This is a genomic window from Candidatus Caldatribacterium sp. (assembly GCA_014359405.1).
In the GTDB taxonomy this organism is placed as follows: Bacteria; Atribacterota; Atribacteria; order Atribacterales; family Caldatribacteriaceae; genus Caldatribacterium; species Caldatribacterium oleiphilum.
The window spans coordinates 1-19190 of sequence record JACIZN010000023.1 but is presented as its reverse complement, the minus strand read 5'-3'; the positions used below and the strand labels follow the sequence as shown (position 1 = coordinate 19190).

At 55.2% G+C, this 19190-nt stretch carries 16 protein-coding genes; 1 reads left to right on the top strand and 15 read right to left on the bottom strand.

What is annotated here, in order from left to right; genetic code table 11:
- From H5U36_03055 to H5U36_02985, 15 genes are all read right to left on the bottom strand, one after another.
- A partial coding sequence (locus tag H5U36_03055) for a hypothetical protein (protein ID MBC7217151.1) occupies window positions 1–401 on the bottom strand: 401 nt, incomplete at its 3' end.
- A gap of 67 nt (window positions 402–468) precedes the next feature.
- Window positions 469–1701, bottom strand: a complete 1233-nt coding sequence (locus H5U36_03050; GenBank protein MBC7217150.1) for a 2-oxo acid dehydrogenase subunit E2 — start codon at window positions 1699–1701, stop codon at window positions 469–471.
- Window positions 1640–2686, bottom strand: a complete 1047-nt coding sequence (locus H5U36_03045; protein MBC7217149.1) for an NAD(+)/NADH kinase — start codon at window positions 2684–2686, stop codon at window positions 1640–1642. The genes H5U36_03050 and H5U36_03045 overlap by 62 nt, the downstream gene beginning before the upstream one ends.
- Window positions 2687–3475 (bottom strand): sorbitol-6-phosphate dehydrogenase, encoded by a 789-nt coding sequence (srlD, locus tag H5U36_03040; GenBank protein ID MBC7217148.1) that lies wholly within the window; start codon window positions 3473–3475, stop codon window positions 2687–2689.
- A gap of 6 nt (window positions 3476–3481) precedes the next feature.
- Window positions 3482–4525, bottom strand: coding sequence for an alcohol dehydrogenase catalytic domain-containing protein (locus tag H5U36_03035; protein ID MBC7217147.1), 1044 nt, complete (start codon window positions 4523–4525; stop codon window positions 3482–3484).
- Window positions 4522–6036 (bottom strand): hypothetical protein, encoded by a 1515-nt coding sequence (locus tag H5U36_03030; protein MBC7217146.1) that lies wholly within the window; start codon window positions 6034–6036, stop codon window positions 4522–4524. The genes H5U36_03035 and H5U36_03030 overlap by 4 nt, the downstream gene beginning before the upstream one ends.
- 12 nt (window positions 6037–6048) lie before the next feature.
- Window positions 6049–7020 carry a TIM barrel protein gene (locus H5U36_03025; protein MBC7217145.1) on the bottom strand — a complete coding sequence of 324 codons (972 nt, stop codon included), beginning with the start codon at window positions 7018–7020 and terminating at the stop codon, window positions 6049–6051.
- A complete protein-coding gene (locus tag H5U36_03020; GenBank protein ID MBC7217144.1) occupies window positions 7010–8539 on the bottom strand; it encodes a hypothetical protein in 1530 nt (509 codons plus the stop codon). Before H5U36_03020 ends, H5U36_03025 begins: the two co-directional genes overlap by 11 nt.
- On the bottom strand, window positions 8520–9701 hold the full coding sequence (locus tag H5U36_03015) for an MFS transporter (GenBank protein ID MBC7217143.1): 1182 nt from the start codon (window positions 9699–9701) through the stop codon (window positions 8520–8522). The genes H5U36_03020 and H5U36_03015 overlap by 20 nt, the downstream gene beginning before the upstream one ends.
- Before the next feature lies 1 nt (window position 9702).
- Window positions 9703–11712, bottom strand: a complete 2010-nt coding sequence (pdhA, locus tag H5U36_03010) for a pyruvate dehydrogenase (acetyl-transferring) E1 component subunit alpha (GenBank protein ID MBC7217142.1) — start codon at window positions 11710–11712, stop codon at window positions 9703–9705.
- A gap of 45 nt (window positions 11713–11757) precedes the next feature.
- A complete protein-coding gene (locus tag H5U36_03005; protein ID MBC7217141.1) occupies window positions 11758–12939 on the bottom strand; it encodes a mannitol-1-phosphate 5-dehydrogenase in 1182 nt (393 codons plus the stop codon).
- The gene (locus H5U36_03000; protein MBC7217140.1) at window positions 12936–13880 is read right to left on the bottom strand and encodes a carbohydrate kinase family protein; all 945 of its coding nucleotides are present in this window, start codon (window positions 13878–13880) and stop codon (window positions 12936–12938) included. Before H5U36_03000 ends, H5U36_03005 begins: the two co-directional genes overlap by 4 nt.
- Window positions 13881–13882: 2 nt before the next feature.
- Window positions 13883–14836, bottom strand: a complete 954-nt coding sequence (locus H5U36_02995; protein ID MBC7217139.1) for a sugar-binding transcriptional regulator — start codon at window positions 14834–14836, stop codon at window positions 13883–13885.
- An 88-nt stretch (window positions 14837–14924) separates the two neighbouring features.
- Window positions 14925–15629: a ComF family protein gene (locus H5U36_02990; GenBank protein MBC7217138.1), complete on the bottom strand. Its 705-nt coding sequence runs from the start codon at window positions 15627–15629 to the stop codon at window positions 14925–14927.
- The gene (locus tag H5U36_02985; GenBank protein MBC7217137.1) at window positions 15626–17554 is read right to left on the bottom strand and encodes a hypothetical protein; all 1929 of its coding nucleotides are present in this window, start codon (window positions 17552–17554) and stop codon (window positions 15626–15628) included. Before H5U36_02985 ends, H5U36_02990 begins: the two co-directional genes overlap by 4 nt.
- Before the next feature lie 385 nt (window positions 17555–17939).
- On the opposite strand from H5U36_02985, the gene H5U36_02980 reads away from it, so the two are divergent.
- Window positions 17940–18989: a LacI family DNA-binding transcriptional regulator gene (locus tag H5U36_02980; protein MBC7217136.1), complete on the top strand. Its 1050-nt coding sequence runs from the start codon at window positions 17940–17942 to the stop codon at window positions 18987–18989.
- The last annotated feature ends 201 nt before the right edge of the window (window positions 18990–19190 follow it).

Below are 19190 nucleotides of genomic sequence, written 5' to 3'. Positions count from 1 at the left end.
AAATCACGGCGCATTGCGCCGCTCCAGTCGGCGTAAATGGTTACTTTATACTTCCGGGCATTCTCTTTGAGCTTTCGCTTCCAAATGGCACGGGTAAAGGCGTTGGCGCTTGAGGCATCGATAATCTGAACCACCTGGAGGCTTTCAAGGAGCGGAAGGTGGGCTTGGCGGAAGTCCTCGATAGCGTACTTGAGGTCGGTATTCCAGGATGCCGTGTGGCGGGTATCGTAAAATACAACGCTTAACCTCCCCAAAAGGTCAAGGGAACTCAGGGTTTCCCCACGAGGAGAGGTGACGGTAAAGGAAGGAATGGGATCCCCCACTTCAAGGGCAAAAGCGAAAGCAGAGAGGAATCCAAAGAGGGTAAAGGAGAGAACGACTCTGCGTATTCTCCTTGACATTGCCCCAACCCCTTTCGCGTTTTACAAGAAAAGACCCGAAAGGGGTTGGGGCATTCCCGAGAAATTCCTACACCATGAGAGCAAAAGGTTCCTCAAGAAGGGTTTTCAAAAACTGCATGAACTGCGCTGCCTGGGCTCCGTCGATGAGGCGGTGGTCACAGGATAAAGTGAGCTCCATAACGGAAAGGGGTACAATGTCCTTCCCGTCAAAGACCGGGCGTTTCTTAATGGCTCCACAGGCAAGGATTGCCGACTCGGGAGGGTTAATAATAGCCGTGAAGGCATCAACACCGAACATGCCGAGGTTCGAGATGGTGAAGGTGCCCCCGGAGATTTCTTCAGGGGTGAGCTTCCCGCTTTTGGCTCGCTCGGCAAGGTCATGGAGTTCAACGGTAATCTGGGCGATGCTCTTCTTCTGCACTTCCTTGATGACAGGGACGATGAGCCCATCTTCTAAGGCAACCGCAACACCGATATTGATGTCCTCGTGGAAAATAATGCCCTCTTCGGAGAAAGAGGCGTTGAGAATCGGGTACCGCTCCAAGGCTTTGGCTACCATCTTGACCAGGATATCGGTGTAGGAGACCCGGAGTCCTGTCTGTTTCTCGATAAGGGGAAGGAGGCGCTCCCGCATTCGCACGAGTTCTTCGGCAAGGACTTCCTGGAAGATGAAAAAGTGCGGTTTCGTCCGTACACTTTCGCTCATTCGTTCGGCAATGATACGCCGCATTCGGGAAAGAGGCACAACCCTACCTGGAGCTTCTTTCATGGCCGCAACTTCCTCTACCCTCTCGGCAACCGGGACCTTCTTGCGTTCTTCCTCAAGAGCTTGCCGTGCCCGTTCCACATCCTCCTTGACGATGCGACCCCCAGGCCCAGTCCCTTTAATGGTCGCAAGGTCAATACCGTACTCCTTTGCCAGCCTTCGGGCAAGGGGCGAAGCCTTGATGCGCTCCTCTGCCACTGCCTCTTCCCGGGAAGGAACGCTCACCTCTTCCTGGGGTTTTCCCTGGACCTCGGCTACAGTCGGAGCCTTCTTTTCAGGAGTTGGAACCTCTTCCCCTTCCTCCCCGATGTAGGCGACGACCTCGGTAATGGGGACGGTGGCTCCCTCTGGGTAGAGAATCTTGAGGACCACTCCGGAAGCTGGGGACTCTACCTCCATGTTCACCTTGTCGGTAGCCACTTCAAAGAGGGGGTCTCCTTTCTCCACCCGGTCTCCTTCTCGAACAAGCCATTTATTGATGACCCCTTCTTCCATGGTGAGACCAAGCTTCGGCATAATAACCTCTTTCGCCACACCATCCACTCCTTTCTTGAGAGAGCTCAAGAATCCGAACCATATTCGCCCGAACTGGACCCTGGTCTTCCAGGCGAACCCACCATTTTTCTCCCGGACGCACAAGGATCTCTCGCTCCCCATCAAGGGCAATCGCTCCAGGCCCCTCGGGCATGCGCACACTCTCACCTACTGTAAGAATTCGAAAATCGGTGACTCCCACCCTCTGCACGAGTCCTGGAGCAAGGGGGGCAAGAACAGGTCTTCCTCCCTCTCCAATCCAGGCGCACGCTCCCTGTTTTTCCTCGGGGGAGATGGGAAGGATGCGTCCTATCACCGCACTGAGACCTATATTCACCGGACTACTCTGAGTTACGGCGACGAAGCGAACCGATTCCGGCTCCCAGACAGCTCTTGTCCCAAGGATACTCTTAGTCACAAGCACAATGTCCACGAGGGCAATATCCTCGCGGGTTTCCGAAAAGCAACGGAGCACCTTGCACCGCCTGAGAACCTCGCCTTGAGCGACCCGACCTTCGAGGAAAAACCCCAAAGCCATCCCGGCAAGGGTAGGTTCCAGAGTCTCGGCAAAGACGTTGTTCGTCCCACAGGAGAGGGCAAAGAGGGGAACATCTCCACTCTTTTTTGCCACGATGCGGTTTGTTCCATCACCCCCAAGGGTTACAAGAACAGATACTTTTGCTTCCTCAACCGCCCATTCGGTGAACCGGAGTGTGTCTGAGGCATCCCCAAAAGAGGGCGTGGGGGCTTCTTCGAAGGAGAGCCGACCCGGAAAGGCGGTCTCCCTCAGGGCGACTTCCACAAGATCGTACGGATCGGGCATGTAGACGATGCGGAAACTCCCCTCTGTTACCCCAAGAAAACCCCGGAGGAACCGGATAAGGATGTTGACCTTTTCCCGGTTCCCCGAAACCATTCCCCACGCCACGAGGCGGCGGATATCCTTTCCAGCCACCGGATTGACCACAAGTCCAATGGTTGCCATTCAGTGCACTTCCTGCCCACCGGTGACGTTTATGGCCTGCCCCGTCATGTAGTCAGAATACGATGAGGCCAAGAAGACTGCAACGTTGGCCACGTCTTCAATGGTGCATTCTCTCCCCAGGGGGACCTTTTCAACGTAGATTTTCCGTACCTGCTCAGGAGGAACACCGAGTTTCTTTGAGTATTCCTTGTCGAGGAGGTCCCACATGGGGGTGGCAAAGACGTTCCCGGGACAGATGGCGTTCACGTTGATTTTGTACGGGGCAAGGTCCATGGCCGCGCTCTGGGTGAGTCCAATGACCCCAAATTTCGATGCCGAGTAGGCAGCAAGCCAAAGCCCGCCGCGCTTTCCAGATTTCGAGCTGATGTTGATGATTTTACCGCTTTTCTGCTGGACCATGTACTTGGCCACTTCCCGGATGCAGAGGAAAGTCCCTTTAAGGTTCACATTGATAATGGCATCCCAGACCTCTTCGGGAACATCGGTGATGAAGTGGGCACGGATGATTCCCGCCGAATTCACGAGGATATCGATTCTCCCCCACCGCTCGTACACCCGACGGGCCATTTCAGCTACTTCGTCGCTTTTTGTAACGTCCACCTTAATGGCCATGGACTCCCGACCCAGAGCCTGGATTTCCTGGGCGGTCTTTTCTGCGCCCTCGAGGTTCACGTCGCAACAGGCAACGTGAGCCCCTTCCTGGGCAAAGCGCACTGCGATGCCCTTCCCGATACCAGAGGCCGCTCCCGTCACAATGGCGATTTTGTCCTGCAACGGCTGCGGATGCACAGTCCCTCACCTCACCAGAGAAATCACAGCCTTCAACGCCTTTCCGCTCCTCACAAGTTCAATACCCTCCACCAAACTCTCAAGGGGCAGCACATGGGTGATAAGGTCCCGGACGGGCACCCTTCGAGCATGGATGAGCCGAGCCGCCTCTTCATACTGAGAGGCATGGGAAGCGAAAACCCCAAAGACCCCGATTTCCTTGTAGTGGACGATATTGCTGTTGAACGTTATGGTTGGCTTATCCTTTGGCAATCCTCCAAAGAGACTGATACGCCCTTGAGGGGCCACAAGTTCCAGGGCCTGTTCCTGGGCGCTCCCGGAAGAGGCAGCTACCACCACCACATCAACCCCAAGGCCATCGGTGAGCTCAAGGACACGCTCTTTGAGGTCTTCCTTCTGGGGATTGATGTACACATCAGCCCCTATTCTTTGAGCAAGTTCCAGGCGCTCATCGGAGATATCGGCAAGGATGATTTTTCCCGCGCCGTGGTTGCGGGCCATGGCAACATGCATGCACCCAATGGGTCCCGCCCCAATCACAAGGACCGTTTCCCCAAGGCCGATGTGGAGGTACGACTGGCCGTTGATGACGCACGAGAGAGGCTCAATGAGGCTTGCCTCGAGAAGGTCCATATCGGGCGGAAGGACAAGGAGATTCCCTCGAACAACTCCTTCCCGGGGCATCTTCATGTACTCGGCAAAACCTCCGGGATAGTGGTACCCGATGTAGCGCTGCTCCGGACAGAGGTTCTGCAGACCCCGACGGCAGTACCGACACCGCCCACAGGAAATGACGGTGATTACCGCTACCTTATCTCCCACTTTGTACCCTTCGACCCCTTCCCCAACGGCCACAATTTCTCCGGCGATTTCATGTCCTGTAATCTGCGGGGGTCGCACGTGGGGATGGCCGAACTGGAAAATACGCACATCCGTTCCGCAGATGGCGCAGGCATGGACTCGAAGGAGCACTTCCCCAGGACCTACCTGGGGTTCTGGAACATCCTGGATTTCAATACTTCCTGGGCCAAGGAAAACCGCGGCTTTCATAGGCTCTTGCCCCCCAGAATAACGTTTTTCAACGCCGGGTACAAACGCCGGTACATGGCGAAACGCTCTTCGTACACTTTCGCTCTTTCGGGATTCGGCTCGTATACCCTCTGGACTCTCACAAGGTCATCGATGAGAGCGGCGAAATCTCCGATTCCTTCCTTTGCCTTCCGCCCAAGGAGGGCTGCACCAAAACAAGCTGCTTCAGAAACCGAGAGAGTCTCCACAGGCACGCCGTAGATATCCGCTTTGAGCCTGAGCCACACCGGGCTTTTTGCCCCTCCCCCAATGGCCCGAAGGCGCGCAACTTCAATTCCTGCCTCGGCAAGAAGGGACAGGTTGAGCTTCATTTCGTAGCTCACACCCTCAAGGAGTGCCTTGATGAACTCCTTTTTCGTTGTCCTGAGACTCAAGCCCACCACCATACCCATGGAGTGGCTGTCAAAGTAGGGTGTTCCGGTCATGGTGAAATGGGGAAGGACAAGAAGGTCTGTAGGTTCCTCCGGAAGCCCTTCAAGGAGGAGCTCATAAGCGTCTTTCCCCAATTGCGCCGCCATCTCCTTCTCCTTTTCTCCGAATTGATCCCGGAACCAGCGCAAAATCACCCCACCGGTGAAGTTGTACACGAGAGTCGTGTAGAGACCAGGAAAGGCATGGTGGTACGAGCAGAGGTTGTTCTCCCACATGGTCCTGCTCTTGACAAAATGAGGAATGGCCGGAGCGATGCATTCCACCGTTCCCGTGGCGTCCATGGCAAGGCCCTCTCGGATGACCCCCGCCCCTAAGGCTCCACAGGGCTGGTCGTGCCCTCCTGTCGCCACAAGGACGGGCTTCTCCCACCCCAGGTCTTCGGCAAACTTGCGGGACACCTCGCCAATAGGAGTCCCAGAAAGGTAGGGCTGCGCTAAGCGTTCCGGCTCAATGCCTGCAATGTTCAGAATCTCCTCGGACCAGGTGCCTTTCTCCACGTCAAACATCATGGTCCGGGAGGCAAGGGGAAAGCTTATCGCCGGAGGAAGACCAAAACGAAAGATGAGGAAATCCTCAAAGCAGAGGAAGTAGCGCGCGTTCTCGAAAACCTCCGGGGCGTACTTCTTCCACCAGAGGATCTTGTTCACCGTTCCTATTCCTGAGAGGGTCATTCCAGTAATGGCGAAAAAGCGCTCTCTCCCAAGCTTTTCCTCGAAGAGGGGGACGAACTCGTCCCCCCGCTCATCAAAGGTGACGATGCTTCGGGCAAGGGCTTTACCTTTTTCGTCAACGGGAACAACCGCCTCCCCCTGGGAAGAGATGGCAAGGCTCACCGGAGGGTCGTGGCGGATGCTCTCTGTGACCTTCCGCAAGCAGGCCACAACCTTTTCGTAAACTTCTTCGGCATCGAGTTCACTCCACCCGTTCTTTGGATGGTGGAGGGGATACTCTGCATAAGCCTGGGCAAGGATGTTCCCCCTTTCGTCAAAGGCGATGACTTTGCACCCTGTGGTCCCGACATCAATTCCGAGGTAACTCACGCTTCTCCCTCCTCAGAGGAGGCTTCGAATGTATCGGAAAGCACCCAAGGCATCGGCTCTCTTCTGGTACTCCCGAAGGGCTGCCACGTCAATCTTTTCCACCACGCCGAGCATCATCTTGATGTTCTCGATGCTCACTGTGCAGGCAAGGGATGGGTTCTCCCGGTACGGGAAGATGTCAAGGCCAAGCCACCCTTCGTAGTTCGAGTGGAAGAGGTAGTAGAGGAATTCGAGGGTCTCGAAGAAGTGCACCGTCCCTACTGCCATGTCATCGTCCCAATCCCGGAAGTTGTCGTTTAAGTGGAGCGCAAAGAGTTTCCCGAAACGGTCAAGGAGAGCCACCACATTTCCCGGAGACTCCTTGCAGTTGAAGGAGTGCCCAAGGTCAATGGTTACACCTACATTGGGGAGACCCACTTCCCGGGCAAGAAAGAGAGCAAGACCAGAGGTGGCGATGGTCGAGTGCGTCCGGGGCTCCCGAAGTTTGTACTCTAAGCTCAACTTCACCCGGGGGTTGTGGCTTGCGATTTCCCGCAGTGCCTCGATGAGGAGGTTCCACTGAGCCCGGTAGTCAATCTGGAAAGGATAGTCAAAGCCGTCCTGTCCTGGCCAGAGGTTCATGACATCAGCCCCAAAGTACTCGGCCATATCCATGGCTTTCTTGGAGAGCTCAATGGCCCGCCTGCGCACCTTCTCATCTTCAGACATGAGACCTCCCAAGGCAAACATCGGATCCCCAAAAAGGTCCACATCACAGGAAGCAAGGGAAAGACCCCGGGCGCTGAGCTCTCTCTTGATGCGTTCTGCGCTCTCCTCGTTGATTGGATTTGGGTAGTGCATGATGACACCCTTGAGGTCCTCAACCGCAGCGATGGCATCGAGGGCTTTCTCAAGAGGCACGTCCTCCTTGTACCCTCGGGGACAGAAGCGGTCCGGACACCCTCCAAAAACCCAGATTCCCGTGGCAAATCCTTTACTCTTCATGATTCTCCCCCTTTCTCTCCAAGGCGCTCACAAGGTGATGGATTTCCCACAAAGCATTGTACAACTTCCGGTACACCCTGTAGTACTCCTCATATACGGCCCCCTGAGGCGAGGGACGAATCTCGCCCCGGAAGCGAACCATTGCCGCAATGCCCTCCTGGGTGCTTGTGAAAACCCCACTTGCCTTTCCGGCAAGAATCGCCGTCCCCAGGGCCACAGCCTCTTCGGTCTCGGGAAGAAGGAGGGGTTTACCGAGAATATCCGCTTTTATCCTCAGCCACTCCGGAGATCTTGCCCCTCCACCGATAGCCCGAAGGTCAAGAACCGGAAGGCCGAAGGAAGCGAAAAGGTCAAGGTTCAACCGCATCTCGTAGGTGAGGCTCTCAAGAATTGCCCGGAAGATATCCCAGCGGGAAGCCGCCAGGGTAAGGCCTACAATCGCCCCTCGAGAATGCTCATCGAGGTAAGGAGTCCCAGAACCTGCGAAGTGAGGCAGAACGAAAATCGAAACCGGATGCGGCGGAAGTTTTGCAAAAAGGGCCCGGTACGGATCCTCGGCTTTCTCCTTCACGTCAGGCGCAATGGCATCCCGAAACCAGCGCACAACAGACCCCCCGGAAGCAATGTACGCCAAGGTGATGTACTCATTTTCTCCCACATGGGGATAGCAGCAGAACCCATGCTCCATCATCTCCCGGGTAAGAAAGGGCTCAGAGCCAATATTGAGCGCCACACATTCAGAGGTCCCAATGCCGTACATGGCCTCACCGCGCTTGCGCACGCCGCATCCCAAAACCCCGCAGGGCTGGTCATGCCCTCCGGTGGCCACCGGAATTTTCCCCTTTATCCCAAGGTCTTGCGCAAGGTCTTCCCTGAGGTATCCCACCAAAGACCCTGCAGGAAGGACCTGAGGAAGCCTTTCCCTCTCAAGGGATACCGCGCTGAGGACTTCTTCGGCCCAGGTTCTCTTCCGCACATCGAACATCATGGTTCGGGAGGCGAGGGAGTAGTCCATAACAGGCTCTTCCCCGGTGAGGCGAGAAATCACGAAATCCGCCACACAGGAGAATTTCCACGCCTTTTCGAAGACTTCTCGCCTGTGGTCCCGGAGCCAGAGAATTTTATTCACCGTGTACATCCCATGCAAGGGCATGCCGGTGATTGCAAAGAGGGTAAAGGGGTCGAAGCGTTCTCTGAAGAATTCCACGTACCCGTTGGCCCGGGTATCGAAGTTGGCAATGGCAAGGTGGAGTGGTTCTCCATGAAATCCAAGAGGCACAAGGGTCTCTCCGTGGGAAGTCACGGCCAGAGAGGCAATCGGCTCAGGGGTTTCCCGTGCCACTTCTCTGAGTGCCCCGCACACCGCCTGCCAGATTTGCTCGGGGCCAATCTCGAGCCACCCGGGCCTTGGCGTCAGGAAAGGGTATTCCCGGAAAGCAGAGGCAAGGACCTCCCCATTCTCTCGAAAGGCCACAACCTTACATCCACCGGTGCCCACGTCAATGCCAAGAAGCGCCACGACCATCCCCCCGGAAGAATCGACTCTGCGTCATCAAGAAAAGCCCTGCCACAAGCACCAGGGCAACAAGGAAAACCCAGCGCAGGCCAAAGCTATCCGCCACCACCCCCATGAACCAGGGGAAGAAGAGGGCTCCGAGTCCCCCAGAGGCCACCGTAAGGCCGATGGCTGTGGCCTGGAGCTCATTAATGTGCTTGGCCACCCAGGCGACGATAAGGGGCCAAATGGGAGCAAACCCAAAACCAAGGACAAGGAGGGCAGAAAGTGCAAGGGGAACCTGCCGGGTAATCGTAAGGCCAAGGAGGGCAAGGAAGCTCAAAACCGCAGCGACCCGAAGAAGCGCAAGGTAAGAAATGCGCCGGGTAAGAATCCCAAAGATGAGCCTCCCAACGGTCATCATTCCCCAGAAGATTCCCATGGCCGCCCCACCAAGGTAAAGCCCTTGCTTGAGCTCTCGAACAAAGTAGGTGCTCATCCAGGCAGAAGAACCGATTTCTGCTCCCACGTAGAGGAAAATGGCGAGAAAACTTGCCCCAAGGAGAACCTTCCAGGGAGCAAGGAGCCTGAGATTTCTGAGGGAAAATCGCTCGCTGTTCCCAAAGGCAAAGAGTTCCCGCTCTCGAGCAAGGAGTCCGAAAAGGAGGACCGAGAAAACCCCGGGAACGAAGTAGAGGACTCTGAAGCTCACGTTTTTCTCGAGGAGGAATCCCGCAAGGTAGGGACCAACTGCTGCTCCAAGACCAAAAGAGATCTGGCTCAGATTGAGAGCATACCCCTCACGCCCTGGGAAAACCTGGGAGAGGAGCCCTGTGAGGGGCGCTTCACAGAATCCTCCACCGATTCCTGCCAGGAATATTCCCCACTCGATGGTGGAGAAGTGTTCCGCAAGGCTCACCACGAAAAACCCAAGGGCAAGGAAGAGCTGGCTGGCAACGAGAATCGGCTTTTTCCCAAAAAGGTCACAGAGTGCTCCACTCACAAAAGTCGTCACCACGTACGGAAGGTAGTAAAGAGAGAAAAGCCGTCCCGCCCGGGTAGCCGAAAGCCCAAAGAGCTCCATCCACCGGGGCAGCACTGCCCCGGTGATGAGCATGGACACGGCAAGGAAGAAGAACGCCACACCTACAATTACCGAAAGCCGCAGAGCCGTTTTTCCTCCCATGTTACCTGCCGCACAGCGCCCGTGCTGCCTGCACAACGTCTTCTACTCGAGGAATGGAGTTATCCTCGAGGTAACGGCTGCAGGGAACCGGCGCATCGGCTGCCCCAAGACGAACAATCGGAGCATCGAGGTAATCAAAGGTGTGCTCCATAATTTGCGCAGCAATCTCCGCCCCCGCTCCACCGGTCTTGCATCCTTCGTAGACAATGATGACCCGGTTCGTCTTCCGCACCGACCGGCAAATGGTCTCGATGTCCAGGGGGAGAAGGGTCCTCGGATCGACGACTTCAGCTTCAATGCCTTCTTTGGAAAGAATCTCCGCTGCCTCAAGGGCCACAAGGAGCATTCGGGAGTACGCGACGATGGTGACATCCCGTCCTTCCCGCTTGACATCGGCGACTCCGATGGGGATGATGTACTCCTCTTCCGGTACCGGACCTTTCGTGTTGTAGAGCATCTTGTGCTCGATGAAGAGAATGGGATTGTCCTCACGGATGGCCGCCTTCAGGAGGCCTTTAGCGTCGAAAGGTGTTGCCGGCATGACCACCTTGAGTCCCGGAACATGGATGAACCAGGCCTCAAGGCTTTGGGCGTGCTGGGCTCCGGAAGAACGGCCGCATCCTCCTTCAGTCCGGATGACCATGGGGACCCGGGCCTTTCCTCCGAACATGTACCGGATTTTCGCCCCCTGGTTCACGAGCTGGTCCATGCAGAGGGTCATGAAATCAACGTACATGATTTCTCCCACCGGGCGAAGTCCGGTCATCGCTGCCCCAACGCAGCAGCCCACAATCGCCGCCTCGGAAATCGGGGTATTCCGAACCCGCTCACCCCCAAACTCCTGCCACAGACCCCGGGTGACACCGTAGGCTCCTCCGTAAAGCCCAATATCCTCGCCGATGAGGACAACGTTCTCATCCCGGCGCATCTCCTCCCGCAGAGCTTCGTTGAGCGCATCCCGATAGGTGATGACCCGCATTTTCCCTGGGTCGAACTCAGAGATGCTCCGAACAACCTTTGTGCCCTTCCTTCGCTCGATTTCGGCAAAGTCCTCCTCAACGTAAACGTCCTTTGTGATTTCCTCAAGAGGTGGATAGGGGCTTTGCTCGGCAAAGGCGATGGCTTCTTCAATTTCTTTTTCGACCTCTTCGTGAATTTTCTCAAGCTCCTCTTCAGTAGCCACACCCTGTTCAAGGAGCCACTGCCTGTAGCGCTTGATGGGGTCCCGAGCTTTCCACTCCTGCTCCTCTTCCCGAGTCCGGTACGCTCGAGGGTCGTTTTTGGAATGCCCCAAGTACCGGTACGTCTTGCACTCGATGAGCGTTGGTCCTTCACCCCGGCGGGCCCGTTCGGCCGCCTCTTCAACCGCCTCTTTCACCGCGAGTACATCCATGCCGTCCACCACCACCCCAGGCATCCCGTACGCCTGAGCACGCTCGGCGATGTCCTGAATGGGAAAGGCCTCCTTCACCGGCATGGACATGGCGTAGAGGTTGTTCTCGCAGACGAAAACCACCGGGAGCTTCCACACTGCTGCAAGGTTCAAAGCCTCGTGGAAGGCTCCGGTGTTTGCCGCTCCGTCTCCGAAAAAGCACACCGTGACTTTTCCGGTATTCTTGTACTTTGCCGTGAGACCTGACCCAACGGCAATCGGAATTCCTCCACCGACAATACCGTTGGCCCCGAGATTCCCCGCGGTGAGATCCGCAATGTGGAGCGAGCCACCCTTCCCCTTACAGTACCCGTCGATTTTCCCGTAGAGCTCGGCCATCATTCGGTCAAGGCGCGCACCCTTGGCGATGCAGTGCCCATGGCCCCGGTGGGTCGAGGTGATGTAGTCATCAGGGCGAATGGCATAGCACGCGCCCACCGCCACCGCCTCTTCCCCAATGTAGAGGTGCGTCGTCCCCCGGATTTTGTCCTGGCTGAAGAGGTCACTCACCGTCTCCTCGAAACGGCGAATCCGAAGCATATCCCGGTACATGCCAAGGAGCCTCTCTTTGGGCTCCATCTGAGCCTTTTTGGGCTCTACTCTAACCTCCACTGTCGTCACCCCCTATAGTACTCCTCTCTTGAGCCTGTCAAAGTGGAAGAGAATCCGCTTCCCCAGCTCTTCCTCTGGGGATACACCGCACACCGACCGAAGCACCTCCAAAACTCCTTCCCTTGCGATTCTTTCCTGAAGGACCACTGCCTCCTTGTCCTCAGGGCAATCGTAAAGGAGCGCTGCAGCGCACCCCAAGGCCACATGATCTGGAAAAACCCCCTGCGCAAGGCAAAACCTTGCCCCACCCACAAGGCGGTCTTCCGGGGAGAGTTTCCTCAAAGGGTCCCGTCCCACCCGGGTGACCGTATCCATCATGGCGGGATTGGCAAAGCGCTCCTTAAGGTCCAAAAGGTATGCCTCGTGCTCCTTCCTATCCCAGAAGGGGTATTTCCGGAAAAAGGCTTCCGTCACCTCTTCCCAGGCGCCGGAAAAAACCTGGGCAATACGAGGGTCACCGAAGGCTTCATGGATATAGGTGTACCCGAGGCGGTAGCCAAGGTAGGCGAGAACCGCATGTCCCAGGTTATGGAAAAAGAGCTTTCGTTCCTCTTCGGCCGCGAAGTGTTCTGTTCCTTCAAAGCCGAAAAGGGGCGGAAGCGACCCTTTGATTGCTTTTGCATCAAAGGGAAGCCTTGTGTACGCTTCAGCCACGATGCAGAGGGGGTCAAGAACACCAAACCGTTCCCCTACCACCGGTACCATTCGGGCAATGACCGTTCCCACAAAGCCAACCTTTTCTTCAAGGAATTCTTGCTCTTCTTGGGAAAGGTACTGCTGCACCATTCCTTTAAAAACGTGGGGAGCATCCTTGAGGTTCTCGCAGAGGAAAATGTTGAGTGGTTCAGGGTTCCTCTCCCTTCGTCTTTTGATTCCCAAAGCCACAAGAGGAGCAATGGAAGGAAGGTTTCGGGCACCAACGGCAGTAAGAAGAAGTGTGGCAAAAGCAATGCGCTCGGCAATTGCTTCCTCTTCCTGCACCGAGAGAACCTCAAAGTGGCGAATGACGACATCCTCAGAGGTCCCATCCTTTTTCAGAAGTCGAATGGTGTAGAACCCGCGCTCTTTGAGCTTTCTGACCAAATCCTCATTAGCCTCGACGAAAACGGTGGAAAACCCGGACGCCTCAAGGAGATGCCCGATGAATCCCCGTCCGATGTTGCCTGCGCCGAACTGAACCCCGTACGGTCTCATCCCAGTTTCGCCTCGTGCTCTTTGATGAACCGCTGCACTTCCTCGAAACTCCCAACCCCTTCTGTGGCTCCCATCTTCTCTACACACATCGCCCCACAGGCATTGGCAAATCTCCCAACCTCGTAGAGCTCCCACCCCCGGAGGTACCCAAAGAGGAACCCCGCGGCGAAGGCATCTCCTGCTCCAGTTCCATCAACCGCGGTGACCTTGAAAGGGGGAACGAGAATTTTCTCTTCTTTGGTCATGATGAAGCTCCCCTCTTCCCCCATTTTGATGGCCACAACTCTCGCCCCATACCCAAGGAAAAAGGAGGCTATATCGGCAAGGGTACTCTTTCCGGAAATCCGGGCCGCCTCATCCCGGTTGGAGATGAAGATATCGACAAGAGGAAGCACCGGAGCAATAGTGGCAAACCACTGTCCTGTATCATCCCAGGCGGTATCAAGGGAGGTCAAAACCCCAAGCTCTTTTGCCCGGGCAAATACCTTAGCGGTTTCCTCACCGTCAAAACCAGGCATGAGGAAACTCCCCGCTACATGCACCACCTTTGCTCCTTGGAGGAACTCATCCTTCACGTCACTGGCTCGGAGCGCCTGATTCGCCCCAGGGTAGTGGAGAAAAGTCCGTTCCCCCTGATCGTCGAGAAGAACCATGGTGGCGGAGGTATGGAAGCGGGAATCCCGCGTGACCCCTCGCACATCAACTCCATGGCGCTTCAGGGAGTTGATGACCACATCTCCCAAATCGTCATCGCCCACCTTCCCCACCACCAGGACCTCTTCCCCGAGTTTTCTCAAATCCACCGCCGTATTGTGGGCGCATCCCCCCACATGGAGTTCCATTTCCGGAACAAGGAGTAGTTTTCCCTTTTCCGGAAACCTGTTGATGGGCCTTCCCATGAGGTCGGCAACAAGAATTCCAATGCAGGTCACAAAGGACACCTCTATCCCTCCCCCTTCTCGAGTTCCACAATGCGCTGGGCCGTATCTTCGTCGGTGATGAGGATTTTGATGTACCGCCCCCGTAAGGCTCCAAGTATCGCCTCAACCTTCTCCCTTCCTCCGGCAATGCCGATAACGTTCCGCATCGAGCGCAAGTCCTCAAGAGGCAGAGCCACCGTCCGCCGATGTAAAGGCGTATCAATCACATTTCCCCATATGTCGTAGAATTGACCAAGGATATCTCCAACCCCGCCTTTCCTCCGGATGAGCTCAAGTTCGTGGTAGTCGATGAATCCGGTGAGGGTGTAGATGGAGTGCTGGGCGTCCACAGTCCCAATGCCCACAATGGACAAGCGAGTCTTCCGGGCAAGTTCCAGGGTCTTCTGGTTTATCCTCTCACTCAGGTAGAAGTTGCGAATTTCCTCGCTCTCCACAACCGCCGGGGCATAGAGGTAGTAGCATTCTCCCTCGAAAATCGAGGCGAGCTTCTCCCCAATGGTGTAGGGATTGAGAGATGCTGAAGCCGTCAGTCCTCCAACGAGGGTCACGAACTTGAGATTCTTTACCCGGACCCCTCGAAGGGATGCAGCCACCGATTTCAGGGTTCTCCCCCAGGCAATCCCGACGAGATCCCCACTCTCAAGGACCCGCTCAAGGTACCAGGCTCCTGCCCGCCCAAGGCTTTCGAAGAGATTCCCTCCCTTTGGTGTCGGAACAACCACAACATCCTCAAGATGAGGAAAGAGTTTGCGGAGCTCTCCTTCGATGAGAAGACAGTTGGCGTATGGAGAAGCAATGGAGATGCGGACAATGCCGTATTTCTGCGCCTTGTCAAGGAGTCGGGCCACCTTGGGCTGGGAAAGGCCAAGGCGCTTGGCTATCTCCCGCTGCGTGACCCCCTCCATGAAGTGGAGCCAGGCCACCCGGGTCAAGAGCTCGACCTCATCCGTGCTCATGAATATTCCTTCATCGAATAATTTTGCAAAAATATTCTGGCACATCCCCGGGGAACCGTCAATAATCTCGGAGAAAAAGAATAAAAATTCATCTCCCTGAGGCCACAGCAAGGACGAAAACACTTCGACACTCTGCCTCTTTAAGGACCCGAGAAAGGCTCTCAACCGTTGCCCGCGAGGTAAGGACGTCATCGACAACGAGAATTCGCTTCCCATGGACGGATTCCCGGGACGCCACCCGAAATGCCCCTTTCACGTTCTGCCACCGGTCCCGTGCCCGAAGCCCCACCTGAGGGAGAGTTGGTCGCACTCGCACCACCCCACGGGCAAGGACTGGAAGGTGGAATGCTTTTCCCAAAACGTTCGCAAGAAGAAGCGCTTGATTGAACCCCCGTTCCCGCTCTCGCAGAGGATGCAAAGGCACCGGGAGAACGAGATCCACCTCCTTAAAGAGGGGAAACTCCTCGCAGTACGCAACAAGAAGCTCTCCAAAGAACCGTCCAAGGGATACCACACCCCGGTACTTGAAGGCATGCATCGCCTCCCGAATTGGCGATGTATATGCACTCACCGCTCGAGCACACTCAAAGTGGTACGGAACGCGCCGGCACATGTGGCAGAGGAGCACCCTCCCGTGGGGAATCACCCGTCCACACCGGGCGCATATCCTATCCCGAAGGAAGGCAATTTTCCCTTGGCAATCCTTGCAGAGGGGGACAAGAGAGGGAAAGGGCACGTACGCCCCGCAGGCAACACAGTGCTCAGGGAGGAAAAAGTGGAGAAAGGGAATCATGTGCTTATTGGAATGGACCAAGCCAAAGGGGGTAGGCTCGTCTGGGCCACATAGGCCTCAAGAACAAGCTCACCCACTTCCTGAGGCACAAGGGAAAAGGAGGCCTTTCCCTCCGCATCGGTTGTGACGCCGAGTACTTTTGTGAGAGTATCATTCACCTTGCGGTACACGTTCACCGTTTTCCCAGGACAGGGATTCCCGAAAAGGTCCCGCACTTGAACCGTAAAGGAGAGAGGTTCTCCTACTTTCCCCTGGGCAGGGAGGCTCGAGAGATCCTCGAAAAAATACGGTGCAGCTGGTAAAACGGTAACCTTCCAGGAGACTGGTAGAAGATCGAAAAAAGAAAGACGAGCCTCAAGGGTGTATGTTCCTACCTTCCGGGGCATGGCGATCTCTCCTGAGCACTCTCCAGAAATACCTGTCCGCTCGTTTACTGAAAGGTCTCCGGGAGGAACAGGATACGTCCCTTCCTCGCCCCTCCACATCCACTCCACCTTTGCCCCCGAAACCGGTTTTCCCTCACCAGTCAACGCCTTGACCGTGAAGGGCTCCGTCCACCCCGCCACAAGTTGCAGATTCGAGGTCGGTCGTACTTTAAGAAAGGAAACCGGCCGTCCGGAAACGAGGTAGAACTCCTTTTGCCACTCCCTTTCGCCACTCTGAAGCCGTAGCGTCCGCTCTCCAAATCCTGAAAGACCCTCAAAGGTGAGGCACCACCTCCCAGAGTCATCCGATACCGTCCGTGCGAGAACTGGAGAAGAAACAGAGGAGATCTCGCCGTGCACCTCCCTCCTTGGACAGGGATCCCCATCGGCATCTTCAAGAACCCCTTCAACCACCAGAGGCTCTCCCGCCACCACCTCTTCGGGAACCTTTGAAGTCACCGAAAGAAAAGCAACCGAAGGAGCACAAACCTCCACTAGAACAGTGGTCTCTATACTCTTCCCAAGACAGAAGGAGAGGGGAATCTTTCCCTCCTCCCAAAACTTCGTCGAAAACATACCCTCTCCTTCTTCAAGGACTATTCTCTCATCCCCACACCACACCTCTCCCTCAAGAGGTACGTTCCTGTACTGGCACTGTAAGAGAAAAGAGACCTTCTGCCCGAGCTTTGCCTGTGAAGGACCTTGAACCTCAAGGCGAACATCCCGCTCCACGGAGAAAACCTCTTCCCGTCTGTTACCTGCTCGATCCTTGAAAACGACCCTTTTCTCCCCATGCCAGGGCACGGTAACCGCCCATTCCCGACTGGAAGCCTTTGCAAATTCAAGTGTCACCTCTTCAGTTGCGGTTCCGGAAACTCTGACTCCATCCTGTACGGCAACCGCTCGAGAGAGGGAAACCTCAGGCGGCGTCGTATCGCAGAGAATGTGTTTCCGAAAGACCTCCTTTCCCTCAAGAAGGACAAGGAGCAAATTCTCCCCTTCTTCAAGAAGAAGGGAAAGGGTAACCTCTTCTTCCATCCTGTGAAAACCCTTCTGGAGTACAATCCCGTTCAGAATAACGGAGAAACTTCCCCGAACTGCAAAGCTAAAGGACACCTGTCGCGAGGCCACCAAAGGAGGTGGCTCAACAAGAATCCGAAATGCAGGAACAAAAGGAGGCACCTCTTGAGTAGCCTCTCCATTCATGTCTCTAACCACAGGGAAAGTAACCTCTCTCCTCATCCCCAAAGCCCTAACCCCCACCACCTCCTGGCAAGGGAAATCCGGGGCCTGGTAGAGACCACTTGAGTCTATGAAACCATAGCGTGCATCCCAAGAAAGGAAGCGCCCAAGGCGAGGGGAGAAGCTCACAAGGAACTGATGCCTTGCCCCACAGAGGAGGTACGGAGGTGGATTCACAATCTCTAAGTTCTCCTGAATCTGGCACGAAACAAAGAGGAAAAAGAGCCCAAAAAGAAAAAAGTAAAATCCTTGCTTCATAAAAGCTTCAAGAAGACCTGCTTTTTGCGGCATTCTAACGAAGTAAGGAAAGGACTGTCAAGGGGACGCAAGGGATTTTCGCACAGATCAACCCAAGTTTCGTTCGCAGTACTCATTACTCATATCACCTTGGAAGAGCAAGGAGTAACCCAGGCAACAGGCATACCAGTGCAGTAGCCCACGAAATTCTCGGTAGTCCAAAGCCTTGGGGAATTCTTCACCCTCTTCCTAAATTTCAATTTCTCTTCGCTGCACTCTTTCCCTCAACTCTTTTAGGAAAAACACTTTCAACTCCTGAAAAAGCAAGGCGTTTGACTTTTTCCTCAGAGAGAGTACAATGACCCTTGAACTTGATAGAACCGCACTTAGAATCAAGTGGTGAAGTATGCAAAGGGTAAAACGGCCAACCCAGGCCGATGTGGCCCGTCTTGCAGGAGTATCAAGAGCCACGGTCTCGTACGTTATTAATGGCCTGGTCAGCACTCGGGTACCTGTTTCCGAAGCGACTCGCCGACGGGTTTTAGAGGCGGCAAGGCAGTTAGGTTATGTACCAGATGCCAATGCCCGGGCACTGCGCTTGGGGAACACAAAAGCCTTGGGGCTTATCATTCCCGATATCCGTAACCCTCATTTTTGGGAAACGGTTGAGGGCGTGTGGCGAGAAGCTCGAATCCTGGGATACCACGTACTTTTATCGAGCATGGATTTGAACGCAGAGTACGGGAAGGAGGTCTTTGAAGATCTCTCGCATCGGCGCGTTGATGGACTTATCCTTATGGGATCCTTTGTGGAACAATCGAAAGAGGCTCAAGAGATTCTCCGACAACTTCGCAAGCAACACCTTCCAATCGTGGAAATTAGCGATCACTTTCGAGAGGACCATGTGGACCAGATTGTTGCTGATTACCGAGAAGCTACCTTTGAAGCCATGGAGCTCCTTTTCTCTTTGGGCCATCGGCGAATCGGACTCATTTATGGAGTAGCAAGGCCGGACTTAGCCTTAGACCGCTTGTACCCTTATCGAGAATCGCTTGAGGCTATTGGTATCGGTGTCGACGAGAGTCTCATAGTACATTGTGGCCCCACCATGGAAGATGGATATCAGGCCACCTTTCTCCTCATGGAGCAAGAAAATCCCCCAACCGCCATTATTGCCGTCAATGATATATTAGCCATGGGTGCCCTTCGGGCTTTGGGCGACCTCCATCTTTCCGTTCCCAAAGATGTGTCCCTCGTGGGATACGATGACATTCCACAGGCAAAGTACCTCGTACCACGTCTGACCACGGCGTCTAAGGACGCAGTACGGATAGGGCAAGAGGCAGTACGTCTTTTGCTCAAACGTATCGAGAATCCTGAGCTTCCTTACGAAAAAGTCGTCTTTCCTTCTTGCCTCGTGGTTCGCGAGTCTACAGGCCCAGTGCCAGAGCGTTGAAAATCCTCTCTTCATGTAATGTTCCAGAGTTTCGTTCACAAGTCCCTCCCTCTTGTTCTTAGGTGAGTTATCCCAGGGGATATGGGAGATATCCCATAACCTGGAGAGGTGCGAGGATACCCGGTCAAGAACAAGCACCGGGAAAGCTCCCAGGACAGGACTGGCCCCTTTCCTCAAAGATGAGAGAACCTCCATGGGAGC

Coding starts and splice junctions, on each gene's coding strand:
- H5U36_02985 (MBC7217137.1), bottom strand. CDS start 17,554: ATGAAGCAAGGATTTTACTTTTTTCTTTTTGGGCTCTTTTTCCTCTTT.
- H5U36_03045 (MBC7217149.1), bottom strand. CDS start 2,686: ATGGCAACCATTGGACTTGTGGTCAATCCGGTGGCTGGAAAGGATATC.
- H5U36_02980 (MBC7217136.1), top strand. CDS start 17,940: ATGCAAAGGGTAAAACGGCCAACCCAGGCCGATGTGGCCCGTCTTGCA.
- H5U36_03035 (MBC7217147.1), bottom strand. CDS start 4,525: ATGAAAGCCGCGGTTTTCCTTGGCCCAGGAAGTATTGAAATCCAGGAT.
- H5U36_03005 (MBC7217141.1), bottom strand. CDS start 12,939: ATGAGACCGTACGGGGTTCAGTTCGGCGCAGGCAACATCGGACGGGGA.
- H5U36_03015 (MBC7217143.1), bottom strand. CDS start 9,701: ATGGGAGGAAAAACGGCTCTGCGGCTTTCGGTAATTGTAGGTGTGGCG.
- H5U36_03025 (MBC7217145.1), bottom strand. CDS start 7,020: ATGAAGAGTAAAGGATTTGCCACGGGAATCTGGGTTTTTGGAGGGTGT.
- H5U36_02990 (MBC7217138.1), bottom strand. CDS start 15,629: ATGATTCCCTTTCTCCACTTTTTCCTCCCTGAGCACTGTGTTGCCTGC.
- H5U36_02995 (MBC7217139.1), bottom strand. CDS start 14,836: ATGAGCACGGATGAGGTCGAGCTCTTGACCCGGGTGGCCTGGCTCCAC.
- pdhA (MBC7217142.1), bottom strand. CDS start 11,712: ATGGAGCCCAAAGAGAGGCTCCTTGGCATGTACCGGGATATGCTTCGG.